At 42.9% G+C, this 11,882-nt stretch carries 13 protein-coding genes; 9 read left to right on the top strand and 4 right to left on the bottom strand.

From position 1 onward, the window contains the following. Nucleotides 1–106: 106 nt before the first annotated feature. From ADH92_RS09885 to ADH92_RS09910, 6 genes are all read left to right on the top strand, one after another. The gene (locus ADH92_RS09885; RefSeq protein ID WP_049498280.1) at nt 107–709 is read left to right on the top strand and encodes a hypothetical protein; all 603 of its coding nucleotides are present in this window, start codon (nt 107–109) and stop codon (nt 707–709) included. Nucleotides 710–730: 21 nt separating this feature from the next. Next, entirely contained in the window at nt 731–1,366 is a 636-nt protein-coding gene (locus ADH92_RS09890; RefSeq protein ID WP_021153351.1) for a copper homeostasis protein CutC, read from the top strand. Between the two features lie 103 nt (nt 1,367–1,469). Next, nucleotides 1,470–2,135, top strand: a complete 666-nt coding sequence (locus ADH92_RS09895) for an MmcQ/YjbR family DNA-binding protein (protein WP_049498282.1) — start codon at nt 1,470–1,472, stop codon at nt 2,133–2,135. Nucleotide 2,136: 1 nt separating this feature from the next. Further along, nucleotides 2,137–3,891, top strand: coding sequence for an ABC transporter ATP-binding protein (locus tag ADH92_RS09900; RefSeq protein WP_049498284.1), 1,755 nt, complete (start codon nt 2,137–2,139; stop codon nt 3,889–3,891). After that, complete coding sequence (locus tag ADH92_RS09905; RefSeq protein ID WP_049498286.1) at nt 3,878–5,632, top strand: ABC transporter ATP-binding protein; 1,755 nt, start codon at nt 3,878–3,880, stop codon at nt 5,630–5,632. The genes ADH92_RS09900 and ADH92_RS09905 overlap by 14 nt, the downstream gene beginning before the upstream one ends. A 247-nt stretch (nt 5,633–5,879) precedes the next feature. Beyond that, nucleotides 5,880–6,128 carry a hypothetical protein gene (locus tag ADH92_RS09910; RefSeq protein ID WP_049498288.1) on the top strand — a complete coding sequence of 83 codons (249 nt, stop codon included), beginning with the start codon at nt 5,880–5,882 and terminating at the stop codon, nt 6,126–6,128. Nucleotides 6,129–6,146: 18 nt separating this feature from the next. On the opposite strand, the gene ADH92_RS09915 is transcribed toward ADH92_RS09910, so the two are convergent. The 3 genes from ADH92_RS09915 to ADH92_RS09925 form a co-directional block, all read right to left on the bottom strand. Further along, nucleotides 6,147–7,451: an aminotransferase-like domain-containing protein gene (locus tag ADH92_RS09915; RefSeq protein ID WP_049498290.1), complete on the bottom strand. Its 1,305-nt coding sequence runs from the start codon at nt 7,449–7,451 to the stop codon at nt 6,147–6,149. A gap of 63 nt (nt 7,452–7,514) precedes the next feature. Then, nucleotides 7,515–8,162, bottom strand: a complete 648-nt coding sequence (trhA, locus tag ADH92_RS09920) for a PAQR family membrane homeostasis protein TrhA (protein WP_049498292.1) — start codon at nt 8,160–8,162, stop codon at nt 7,515–7,517. Further along, nucleotides 8,137–8,637 (bottom strand): DUF1836 domain-containing protein, encoded by a 501-nt coding sequence (locus ADH92_RS09925; RefSeq protein WP_049498294.1) that lies wholly within the window; start codon nt 8,635–8,637, stop codon nt 8,137–8,139. The genes trhA and ADH92_RS09925 overlap by 26 nt, the downstream gene beginning before the upstream one ends. Before the next feature lie 66 nt (nt 8,638–8,703). Here ADH92_RS09925 and yaaA point away from each other — a divergent pair, with 66 nt between their 5' ends. Then, entirely contained in the window at nt 8,704–9,429 is a 726-nt protein-coding gene (gene yaaA / locus ADH92_RS09930) for a peroxide stress protein YaaA (RefSeq protein WP_049498297.1), read from the top strand. 117 nt (nt 9,430–9,546) lie between these two features. On the opposite strand, the gene ADH92_RS09935 is transcribed toward yaaA, so the two are convergent. Continuing rightward, nucleotides 9,547–9,993: a MarR family winged helix-turn-helix transcriptional regulator gene (locus tag ADH92_RS09935; protein ID WP_003001765.1), complete on the bottom strand. Its 447-nt coding sequence runs from the start codon at nt 9,991–9,993 to the stop codon at nt 9,547–9,549. A gap of 357 nt (nt 9,994–10,350) precedes the next feature. Between ADH92_RS09935 and ADH92_RS09940 the strand changes: the two genes are divergently transcribed. Together ADH92_RS09940 and ADH92_RS09945 are read left to right on the top strand one after the other, a co-directional pair. Next, nucleotides 10,351–10,698, top strand: a complete 348-nt coding sequence (locus ADH92_RS09940) for a cell wall elongation regulator TseB-like domain-containing protein (RefSeq protein WP_239681870.1) — start codon at nt 10,351–10,353, stop codon at nt 10,696–10,698. Between the two features lie 16 nt (nt 10,699–10,714). Further along, on the top strand, nt 10,715–11,882 hold a 1,168-nt coding region (locus ADH92_RS09945; RefSeq protein ID WP_049498298.1), incomplete at its 3' end, for a pyridoxal phosphate-dependent aminotransferase.

Consider the following 11,882-nt stretch of genomic DNA (forward strand, 5'->3'; position numbering starts at 1 on the left):
TTTCTGTCCCACGCTCTCTTTTGCTTTGTAAAGGCCCCTCTTAGTCGCAATTTCTTTAGATTTAGGGTACAATAAGAATACAACTTTTCACGTATTGGAGGAGCAGATGTTTAAGTGGATGAAACGCCTGATTGGCATGGTGATCGTTTTATTTATTTTATTAGTGATCTTGTTGGTTCCTGGATCTATCCCTGAAGGGGAGCAACTGAGAAATGTGCAGGCAGGGAGTTCTTTCATTGAGTTGGCTCAAAATGCTGTTTCAAATGCCTCTGTGAGCACTGAAGGGCTCTCAACTGAGCTAAGTCTCAATTCAGTGCAATTGAGTCAGGTCGTAAAAACAAGTGCTGGATCCGCCCTTGACAATTCTGACTATCAAAAGATGGCACTAGGAATGGATGGCAATGACCTTCACGTCAAAGTTCCTGTTTCCTTAGGGCCAGTTGATAGCTATCTAGATTTAACCATGACCGGTCAAGTTGAAAACAATGTCATGAATTTGAATGTGACCGGTGCTAAATTAGGGAAAATGCCCATTCCAAAATTCTTGGTTCTCAACTATTTGAAGGATCAATCCAATCAAAATGGAGGCGGCTTTAAAGTGAATGGTGATCAAATCACCCTTGAGATTCCTCAAGCAGGCTATAGTATCTCAAAAGCGAGAGTGGAAAATGGCAATGCTAAGGTAACTGTTAGTATATCCTTGTTTTAAGTCTTTGTAATTGGAGTTGTCATGCTTGTCTTTGAATTTTGTGCAGAGAATTTAACTTATATTGATAAGGCGATTGCTGCTGGGGCAGGTCGCATTGAACTGTGCGACAACCTGGCAGTAGGCGGGACCACACCGAGTATAGGTGTGATCAATGAAGCAATCAAACTGACAAGAGCGAAGTCTGTGGATCTATGTGTGATCATTCGGCCCCGTGGTGGAGATTTTGTCTACACTGATCTGGAAGTCGAAGCTATGCTGACGGATATTCGTGCTGCGAAAGAAATAGGGGTTACTTGTTTTGTTCTGGGTGCGCTGACGAGCGATCGAAAGTTGGACCAGAAGGTCATGCAGCTTTTACTAGCAGCCTGTGGAGAGGCAGAGGTGGTCTTTCATATGGCCTTTGATGAGTTAGCTCATACAGATCAGCTAGAAGCGATTGAGTGGCTTTCTGATCAGGGTGTAGCCCGCATTTTAACACGAGCCGGAAGTCCAGGTGACCCACTAGAGCAACGTTTTGCCCACTATCATCGTTTATTAGATGCGGCTAAGGGAAAGATTCAGATCCTGCCAGGTGGAGGTGTGACCCTTGACAATCGTCAGCTCTTTTTGGAGCAATTGGGTGTTTGTCAACTGCATGGCACGCGCATTGTGTTTTAAAAAAGAAACGATCACTGCTTGAAGTAGTTTTGAAGATCCGTTATCAAGGTTGGGGACGTTGTTTCCAGCCTCTTCTAGTGTAAAAATGAATAAGGGAGAGGAAATGTTTTTAGAGCATTATTTTGACCGGTACACCTTTCAGCCAGAAAAGGGATTGGCTTACGGATTTGAGAAGAAAGGGGCAGGCTATGAGTACCAGTGTCCCGTCTTATCGGACACTTTTCTCTTAAATGTCCAGGTCTGCGACCGGAAGATTTCTTTTCAGGTCTATGATCAGGATACAGGGGACGAGTATATCCAGATCCATCTGGAACAGCTACAAGGAAATTTCGTTGGCCAAGTCAGAGAAGCTTGTCAGGAAAGTCTTGCAAGGATCCGCCAAGCTTGTTTTGAGGTAGAAGAATTTCTCTATCCTCAAGCCAAGCGTCTCATGGCCTATATCTCCCTGCACTATCAGGGAACGATTGAGTATTTGTGGGAAAGATCTCCGGAATCCGGCGCTATTCGCCACCGAGACACCCTCAAGTGGTATGGTGTCTTTATGACCATTGATTGGAAAAAACTGGATGCTGGCAAGTCTGGGAAAATAGAAGTTTTGAATGTTAAGTCTGATCAAGTAGCCCATTTCATCCAGCAGAAAGGGATTTATCCAGCTTTTCATATGAATAAAAAATATTGGGTGAGTATCCCCTTAGATGGAGCAATTGCTGATGAGGACTTGTTTGCTCTGGTGGATAGTAGCTGGCAACTCACCAAAAAGGGGAAATAAGATGAATCTGTTGAGGAAATTATCTTGGTTTTTTAATTTAGAGAAGAAGCGATACTTGATCGGGATAGGGTCCTTGATCTTGGTTAGTTTTTTAAACCTCATTCCTCCAAGAATCATGGGACTTGTGATCGATTTGATCGATAAAAGAAGGCTGACACTGGGGCAGTTAGTTGTGGATATCGCCCTTTTGGTCCTCGCAGCTCTAGCCATGTATGGTCTTCGTTTTGTCTGGAGACGCTATATTTTTGGGACGGCTAATAAGTTGGCTCGGATCTTGCGTTACCGTTTGTTTAAGCAATTTACGCTCATGTCTCCGTCTTTTTATCAGCGTTATCGGACAGGGAATCTCATGGCCCATGCTACTAATGATATCAATGCGGTAACCATGTTTGCTGGTGGCGGCGTTATGTCTGCAGTGGATGCTTCCGTGACGGCCTTGGTGACTCTAGTCAGCATGTTTTTCATGATTGATTGGCGCTTAACCCTCTTGGCTATTTTGCCCCTACCGGTTATGGTGGTAGTGACTTCCGCCATTGGACGCAAAAACCACAAAGCCTTCAAAGAAGCCCAAGAAGGCTTCTCAGAGCTGAACAACTTTGTTCAGGAATCAGTATCAGGAGTCAAGGTGACTAAATCATTTGGCTTTCAGGCAGATGAGATTCGGGCTTTTGAAAAAACCAATCAAATGGTTTTTTCAAAGAATATGACTTCAGCCGGTTACAATGCTTTGTTTGATCCGACCACTCTTCTTTTTGTCGGTCTCTCCTATGTTTTGACGCTCTACTTCGGGGGGCTATTTGTTCAGGAAGGGAGCCTGACGGTTGGACAAATCGTAACTTTTATTACCTACCTTAATATGCTCGTCTGGCCCCTTCAAGCCATGGGCTTCTTGTTTAATATTAGTCAGCGGGCTAGCGTCTCCTATGATCGGATTGAGACACTTTTAGCAGAAACACCTGATATCCAAGATCCAAGTCAACCAGTCACAGACATCCAAAACGGAGATCTAGAATATGACATTAAAGAATTTGCCTATGAGAAAGAGCCTGTCCTTGAGAAGGTTGCCTTTCATTTAGAAAAAGGGCAAACCCTTGGAATTGTAGGACCAACTGGATCTGGAAAGACCACCTTGTTGCGTCTCTTGCTCAGAGAGCATGACTTGGAGCAGGGAGATATTTTGTTAAATGGGATCTCCATCAAACATTATCGCTTAGAAGATCTTCGAAGCTTGATCGGTTACGTCCCTCAAGATCAGATCCTCTTTGCCATGACCATTCGCGAGAATGTAGCTTTTTCAGATCCACAGATCCAGGAAGAAGAGGTGATGAAGGCTCTGAGAACTTGTGGAGTCTATGAGGATATTCTGGCCATGCCAGACCAGATGGAGACAGTGCTGGGAGAGAGAGGGGTCTCTCTTTCTGGCGGGCAAAAGCAACGGATTGCCATGAGTCGTGCTTTGGTCATGAATCCTGAGATCTTGATCTTAGATGATTCCCTGTCTGCAGTAGATGCTAAAACGGAGCACCAAATCATTGAAAATATGAAGCAGGAACGCAAGGGGAAAACAACGATCATCACAGCCCATCGCCTATCAGCGATCGTTCATGCGGATTTGATTCTGGTAATGGAGAATGGACAGATCAAGGAGCGAGGAAATCACGAGGAATTAATGGCTCAAAAAGGTTGGTACTATGAAACCTATCAAGCCCAACAATTATCAGAAGAAATGGAGGGAAAGCTGAATGAAAACATCTGAAGCTCATGTGATGAAGCGGCTCTTGACTTACATGTGGCGTTATAAATGGTTAACGGCCCTAGCCTTAGCCTTTACCTTTCTAACTAGTCTGTTATTGACGGCGATCCCTCTTGCAGCTCGCTGGTATATTGACCACCTAGTGGATCCAACAGAAGCCGGCTCTCCAGTACTGACAGCTTTTCAGTTTCTCATTCTATACTATGGCTTATTCATTGGGCGCGTGCTGGCAACTTATCTGAGTCAGTTAACCTTTGCGCGTGTATCCAATTCTATCGTAAGAGATATCCGTTTAGATATTTTCCAAAATCTTCAAAGGCTGGGCATGTCCTTTTATGACCAGACAGCAGCAGGTTCGATTGTCTCGCGGGTGACCAATGATACACAGGCAGTCGCAGATATGTTTTCTACGGTCTTTTCAAGCCTGGTTTCATCCTTTTTACTCTTTCTAGTCACTCTAGTAACCATGTTTAGCTTGGACTGGCATTTGACCATTTGGATCCTGCCTTTTCTTCCCATCATTTGGTTTTCCATCCGTCTCTATCGCAAGTTATCCAATCGCTTGGTCAAGATGACCCGACAAAAATTATCAGATATCAATGTGAAATTATCGGAATCTATCGAAGGAATGCGGATCGTGCAGGCCTTTCGTCAAGAAAAGCGTTTGACGGATGAATTCGAACAGATTAATGGGGAACATTTGGATTACGCCAACCGATCTGTGGATGTCAATTCCCTCTTTTTGAGGCCAGCTATGACCCTGTTACAGGTCCTGGCTTATGCGGTCATTCTAACCTTTTTCGGCCTAAATTGGCAGTCCTCTGGCTTTACGGCAGGTCTTATCTATGCTTTTATCCAGTATGTTAGCCAGCTTTTCCAACCCTTGATTGATGTTACGCAGAACTTTGCAACCTTGCAGACCTCAACCATTTCTGCAGGTCGTGTCTTTGAGATGATGGATCGAGACGACTATGAGCCCAAGCAAGCTAGTAGCCTGAAAGAAATTGAGCGGGGGGATATTCGTTTTGAGCATGTATCTTTTTCTTATGATGGCAAACGGGATGTCCTAAAAGAGATCTCCTTTGAGGTCAAAAACGGACAAACCATCGCTTTTGTTGGCCATACTGGTTCTGGTAAATCCTCTATTATCAATCTCTTCATGCGCTTTTATGAATTTGATCGTGGCCAGATCTTGATTGATGGACAGGATATCAAGGACTACAGCCAGGAAGCCTTGCGCAAGTCCATTGGTCTAGTGTTGCAGGAACCCTTCCTCTATCATGGAACCATTGCTTCTAATATCCGAATGTATCATGAAGAACTGACAGATGAGGAAATCCGACAAGCAGCTGCATTTGTGGATGTAGCAGACTTTATTGAGAGTCTACCTGGTGGCTATGATCATCCGGTAACAGAGCGGGGTTCTACCTTATCGACCGGTCAGCGTCAGCTTCTGGCTTTTGCCCGGACCATTGCACCCCAGCCTAAGATCCTCATTTTGGATGAGGCAACTGCCAATATCGACCAAGAGACGGAAGAGATGATCCAAAACTCTCTGAAGAAGATGCGCCAAGGGCGGACAACCATTGCCATTGCTCATCGCCTTTCTACCATCCAAGATGCCGATTGCATCTATGTTCTCGATAAAGGAAAAATCATCGAATCGGGCAATCACGACCAACTCATTGCTCTAGGAGGAACGTATAAGAAAATGTATAACCTCCAGGCTGGGATGATGAAATAAGGACAAACAAGGAGAGTGGGACAGAAATCGGTAATTCGTTAGAATTCGATTTCGTCGTCCCACCTCCGCACAGTTGAGTAGGRMTGTAAAAGCTGATGAAATCAGCGTAGTAGAGCCCACTCAACCACTGCGTCTTGCTCGACAATCCAAAAACAATTGAAAGGCTAGGACTTTTGTCCCAGCCTCTTGTTTTTCTTTCTTGAAAGCTGTACAATAAAGAAAAGAACAGAAAAAGGGAGCATACACCATGTCAAACGATCTGATCATGATGGGAGTTGTGATTGTCTTATTTGGACTCTACTTCACCCTTCAAGTTGAGCTCAATAAAGTCAGAAATCAATTTACTCATTATCTTCTAAAACCAGGTAGTATTTCCAAGGAACAAAGAGAGAAGTACCTCAAAGAACCAGAGATGGAAGCGATTCGCCTGATCCGCCTCGATTATCGGATCGGCCTTCAAAATGCCAAACTTGTTTATGAGCAATTGAAGAAATAAGAAAGACCCTCGTATAGTCTATACGAGGGTTTCTCTTTCAAAAAAAGGCGTAAGCTTTGGTAAAACATTGCCCACATCTGCCGATTTGATCTTGGCGAGTTGATAAGGACAAGAAGTGATGTAGGCTGCTTCAAAGAAATCAAGCGGGAGTCCACTGTGTTTTAAGGCAGCAAGGGATTGAACTTGGCTGAGTCCTAGAAGGATCCCATCGTGGGTCAGGGTCAGATGGGGAAGAAGAGGAGACTGGGCCATCAAGGTCTTTAGACTGGCTTCTACCTCTCTTTTTCTGGCTAGGAGTCGCTTTTTATTGGTCAGATACATACCGTTATCAATGTAGAGACTCAAGGCCTTTTGCATGATGAGATTGCTATCATAGTCCAGAATCGTCTTATAGGTTAAGACCGGCTTTAGAAGGGCTTGGGGAAGGATCATGGAAGTGATGCGAAGAGCAGAAAAGAGATTGGTCGAAAAAGATTTGATATAGATGACACGGTTCTTTTGATCCAAATAATGAAAAGAAGGAGCATTGCTGCCATCAAGATCTCCAAGATAGTCGTCCTCAACAAGGTAAACATCATATTGGTCAGCTAGTTGCAAGATCGCTTCTTTCTGCTTGGTCGAATAGCTATGACCGAGCGGATAGTGAAAACGGGGGATCGTGTAGAAGAATTTGATATGGCCACTTTTGAAAATCTCTTCAAGTTCCTCGAGATCAATTCCCATTAAATTTCGTTGAATGGTACGGTAGGCAAGTTGCTGCGAATCTAAGAGTTGGTTCATCCGATGATAAGTCGGTTGCTCGATCAAGATCTGAGACTTTTTATTGGGAAAGTCAATCTGGCTGAGGATATTGAGCGCCTGCTGGGTACCAGCAGTCAAAACAATCTGATCCGCAGTCGTATAAATACCTTCTTCCTTCAATAAGTCTTGGATCGATTGGCGTACCTCTAGTAATCCTGCTTGGTCCGAAAAGTTATTAAAGAGATAATTCTCCCGACCAATCAAGGTTTCATTGATACAGGTCCGGAAGTCCTCGAAAGCCTGGTTGCGGTCTTTCTCTAATTTTAGTGGAAGATCCTCATGTCGATTAGGTTCTTGCTCCAAAACATAGTAGCCACTTTGAGGCTTAGCATAGAGGAAGTGCTGGTAAGTCAAGTCCAGCAAGGCTCGTTGCACCGTGTCCTTACTACAAGAAAATTGACTGGCTAACTGACGAACAGAAGGAATTTTCTGTCCAGTTTCCAGTTTTCCATCTTGAATGGCTTTTTTTAGAACATGAATAATTTGTTGGTATTTGCTCGTCTTCATCCTGACTGTCCCCATACAGTTTTTTACTATTGTACAGAAAAAATCACAAAAAAACCACTCCGAAGAGTGGTGGCAGTATTACATAAAGTAAACGATGGCTAAATACTGAAGAGCAGAAGCTGCCAGGATGAAGAGGTGCCAAATCATGTGGAAGTAAGGCTTTTTCTTAACATAAAAGCCAGCTCCAACTGTGTAGCACAGGCCGCCCATGAGCATGAGACCCCAGAAGATCGGATTGGTTTGGCTAACGATTTGGGGAATAATAAAGATGACCAACCAGCCCATGATCAAGTAAAGAGCGAGACTGAACTTTTCATTGACTTTTTTGGCAAAGATTTTGTAGAGAATACCAAAGATGGTGGTCCCCCATTGGATCAAGATAATGCTGTAGCCCATCCAGTTGTTCATCAAGGTAAGGACAACCGGTGTATAACTTCCTGCGATCGCAATGTAGATCATGGAATGATCGATAATACGAAGCACATACTTTTGAGGTGAATCGTAAGACATGGCATGGTAGACGGTCGAAGACAGAAACATCAAAAAGAGACTGATCACAAAGATAGAAGTCCCAAAAGCACTGAGCAGACCGTGTTGCTCAAAGCTATAGACTGCTGAGATTGGAAGCAAGATCAACATGAGAAGGGCGCCAACAGCATGGGTTACGCTATTAGCGATCTCTTCTCCAAAGGATAATTTTTTACTTAGTTTCATGGTGTAATTCATCAGTTTCTTCCTCCGTTTTTACTGGTTGAATATAAGAAAGGGTTTCAAGATAGAGTTGAACTGTCTGACAGGCAGAGCGAATGATGGGAGCGATCGGCTCTTTTTGCTCATTGAGATAAGCGACAAAGCTATTATAGAGAAGATCTGAGCTTGCCTGATCCTGCAAGAAATTTAAAGTAGAAGCGATCTCCTGAATAGAAAAGACCGTTTTTAAGGTTGTAATAGCGATCAAGCGAGCCACCTGTCTACGCTGGTATTTCTTCTTATCTGGTTTTTCGACATAGCCATGTTTTACGTAATTGTTGATCATGGCAGCCGTCAAGCCCTTGTCTGAAGAAGAGAGAACAGGTGCACAGGTTTTATTGACATAAAGAAGGACCTGATCGAGATAGAGGTCTAGCTCAGGCAGTTGCTCCCACGTTGGATAGGAAAAAGTGGACACGAAATCTTCACCTTTCTTTAATCTAGTTTTCATAACTAGATAATAACATTTATAAAAACTCTTGTCAAGAAAATTTGAAAAATATGGTACAATAGACCTATGAAACTATTAATTCCATCCGCCAAAGAACTGAACGAACAGGCTCGTATCGTCGAGCCCCAACCCTTGTCAGAGAACACAAAAACCATCCTTCAAGCTTTGAAGGCATTCTCCCTAGAAGAATTAGCGACCTTTTACGGCATCTCAGAAGAAAGAGCCCTAGTAGAAAAAGAAAGAATTGAGGCTCTGTTAGCTGGGAGTGCTAAAACCTATCCTGCTTTGGAACTGTTTGATGGCCTTATGTATCGTAGTATCGAGCGTCAAGACTTATCCGAAAAAGAGCAGGCTTATCTGCAGGAGCATTTGTTAATCACGACTGCTTTATATGGTGTGCTACCTGCCTATGAAGGGATTGCTCCCCATCGCTTGGATTTTATGATGAAGCTAAAACCAGCTGGAAAATCTCTAAAGGTACTCTGGAAAGAGGACTATGATCGGGCAGTAGAAGATGAAGAACAGATCTTATCTCTTTTGTCTTCTGAGTTTGAACAAGTCTTTTCAAAAGCCATTCGTGAGCGAATGATTCGGATCAAATTCATGGAGAATCGTGGTGGAACCCTGAAGATTCACTCGACGATTTCAAAAAAAGCACGTGGGGCCATGGTGACAGCTATGATGAAGGAAGAAATCACTCATCTAGAAGATTTGAAATCATTAGACGTAGCAGGTTTCTCTTATCATGAGGATTTATCGCAAGAGAAAGAATGGGTCTTTGTGAAAGAATAAATAAAAATATTCCTGAGAAGCGTCAGGAATATTTTTTGATCTGTTAGATAAAGAGAATGCACGATGAAAACTCCAAAATAGAGGATTTTGGAGTCAGAATCGTCTTGAGCAGTAGGCTTAGGCGATATGTTTGAATTTCTTCAAGAGTTCTGTCAACTCAGCTTGCTCACCACTATTAAAGACTTGCATCAAGCGTTGAATATTTTTGATATGATCTGGAAGAGCTTCTTCGATCTTTTTACGACCGGCATCTGTAATAGATACAAGATAAGCACGGCGGTCTTCTGGATCGGTTTCGCGTGTAATCCAACCATCGCGGACCATATTGCGAATAACCACAGTCATATTTCCAGAGGTCGCAAGAATGCTATCAATCAGATCTTGAATGCGAAGATCACCTTTGCTGTACAAGGTTTCAAGAACAGAGAATTGAGTTGGTGTCAACTGGTGCTTTTTAAAGATATGAGCCTCAGACGCACGGATCAATCGTTCTGCCTTGTGGAAGACGATCATGGTTTTTAAATCTACGTTTGCTTCTTTGAATAATCTCTTTAAATTTTCCATATCTATATTTTATCAATAAATAGTGTTTCTGTCGTTTAATTTTATTTTCAAATTAGTTACAAAATTGTGACAAATTTATTGAACTATGAACATAAAATATACAAGGTGTTAATTTTAGTTTGTTTATCAAACAATTTTATACTAAAACATTGTAACAGGTATGAAATATTAGTAACAATTCTTTCTTGAAAATCTATAGAATTCTATGTAGCTTTGGTGTATAATGAGGGAGTGAAACAGAAAAATTATCTTTTTATCATATGGCAACATATAATAGGAATCTGTGTCTTAGTTCTGACGGTGCTTTTTTCTTGGCTATTTCTTGCTGAAAAAACTTCTGATCGCTTGCAGGATCAAATGGCACAAGCAAGAAAAATAGCTCTGTCTCACTCTTCAATTGCTACTATTGAGACGGAGAGTTTCTTTCACGGCAAAGAAGCGTATCTTTCCTTTATTGGCAAGGACCAAGAGGGGCAAGAACTTGCGGTTTTGGTGGCGCAGGCGGATGATGCAGTCTACACCTACCCTTTGAAAGAAGGAGTTAGTTCTAAAGAGGCAGCTTCTGTCGTCAAAGAGAAGAGTCAGGACGCGATTGATCGTGTAACTTTTGGACGCTTTAAAGGCAAACCGATCTGGGAAGTCAAGGCTGGGAGCTCTTATTATGTGGTGGATTTCAAGACTGGGAAAGTCACCGGTGTTTTTTAAGATTTGAGGAGGAAATATGAAATTATCAAATCGTGTATTGGAAATGGAAGAAAGTGTGACCTTGGCTGCAAATGCGCGTGCCAAAGCTTTGGCAGCAGAAGGTCGTGATATCTTAAGTCTGACCCTGGGTCAACCTGACTTTGCGACTCCCAAAAATATTCAAGAAGCAGCAGTCGCATCCATTGAGGATGGTCGCGCTAGCTTTTATACGGTCGCATCTGGACTTCCAGAATTGAAGGATGCTATTAGCGACTATATGAAAGAGTTTTATGGTTATGCAGTGAACCGAAATGAGGTTGTGGTCGGTACTGGTGCCAAGTTTATCCTTTATGCCTTCTTTACTTCTGTCATCAATCCAGGTGATGAAGTCATCATTCCAACCCCTTGCTGGGTTTCTTATGTAGACCAGGTTAAGATGGTTGAAGGCACACCTGTTACTTTCCAAACAACAGAAGAAAATCACTTCAAGGCAACGGTTGAGCAACTGGAAGCAGCTCGGACAGACAAGACCAAAGTTGTCTTGCTGAATTCGCCATCCAATCCAACAGGGATGATCTACAGTAAAGAAGAACTCGAAGCAATCGGAAATTGGGCTGTCGAGCATGACATCTTGATTTTGGCAGACGATATCTATGGACGATTGGTCTACAATGGCAATACCTTTACGCCCATTTCTAGCTTATCAGAAGCGATTCGCAAGCAAACTATCGTGATAAATGGAGTTTCTAAAACCTATGCTATGACAGGTTGGCGGGTTGGTTTTGCTGTAGGAGATCCTGAGATTATCGGAGCTATGGCCAAGGTGATCAGCCAAACAACTTCCAACTTAACGACCGTTTCCCAATATGCCGCAATCGAAGCCCTCACAGGAGATCAATCTGCTATTGAGATTATGCGCCAAGCTTTTGAAGAGCGCTTGAATACTATTTATCCTTTGTTGAATGAAGTACCTGGTTTTGAAGCCATCAAACCTCAAGGAGCCTTCTATCTTTTCCCAAATGTCAAGAAGGCCATGGAGATGAAGGGGTATACAGATGTGACGGAATTTACTACAGCAATTTTAGAAGAAGCTGAGGTTGCTTTAGTAACGGGAGCTGGCTTTGGTGCCCCTGAAAATGTTCGCTTGTCTTATGCGACAGATTTGGATACCCTGAAAGAAGCTGTTCGCCGCCTCAAGGCCTTTA

It is taken from the genome of Streptococcus parasanguinis (assembly GCF_001073155.1).
In the GTDB taxonomy this organism is placed as follows: Bacteria; Bacillota; Bacilli; order Lactobacillales; family Streptococcaceae; genus Streptococcus; species Streptococcus parasanguinis_D.

What these genes read in the sequence shown, in the direction of transcription:
- ADH92_RS09925 (WP_049498294.1), bottom strand. Translation starts at nt 8,637, where the DNA reads ATGAAAACTAGATTAAAGAAAGGTGAAGATTTCGTGTCCACTTTTTCC.
- ADH92_RS09900 (WP_049498284.1), top strand. Translation starts at nt 2,137, where the DNA reads ATGAATCTGTTGAGGAAATTATCTTGGTTTTTTAATTTAGAGAAGAAG.
- ADH92_RS09935 (WP_003001765.1), bottom strand. Translation starts at nt 9,993, where the DNA reads ATGGAAAATTTAAAGAGATTATTCAAAGAAGCAAACGTAGATTTAAAA.
- ADH92_RS09890 (WP_021153351.1), top strand. Translation starts at nt 731, where the DNA reads ATGCTTGTCTTTGAATTTTGTGCAGAGAATTTAACTTATATTGATAAG.
- ADH92_RS09885 (WP_049498280.1), top strand. Translation starts at nt 107, where the DNA reads ATGTTTAAGTGGATGAAACGCCTGATTGGCATGGTGATCGTTTTATTT.
- ADH92_RS09940 (WP_239681870.1), top strand. Translation starts at nt 10,351, where the DNA reads ATGGCACAAGCAAGAAAAATAGCTCTGTCTCACTCTTCAATTGCTACT.
- trhA (WP_049498292.1), bottom strand. Translation starts at nt 8,162, where the DNA reads ATGAATTACACCATGAAACTAAGTAAAAAATTATCCTTTGGAGAAGAG.
- yaaA (WP_049498297.1), top strand. Translation starts at nt 8,704, where the DNA reads ATGAAACTATTAATTCCATCCGCCAAAGAACTGAACGAACAGGCTCGT.
- ADH92_RS09895 (WP_049498282.1), top strand. Translation starts at nt 1,470, where the DNA reads ATGTTTTTAGAGCATTATTTTGACCGGTACACCTTTCAGCCAGAAAAG.
- ADH92_RS09905 (WP_049498286.1), top strand. Translation starts at nt 3,878, where the DNA reads ATGAAAACATCTGAAGCTCATGTGATGAAGCGGCTCTTGACTTACATG.
- ADH92_RS09910 (WP_049498288.1), top strand. Translation starts at nt 5,880, where the DNA reads ATGTCAAACGATCTGATCATGATGGGAGTTGTGATTGTCTTATTTGGA.
- ADH92_RS09915 (WP_049498290.1), bottom strand. Translation starts at nt 7,451, where the DNA reads ATGGGGACAGTCAGGATGAAGACGAGCAAATACCAACAAATTATTCAT.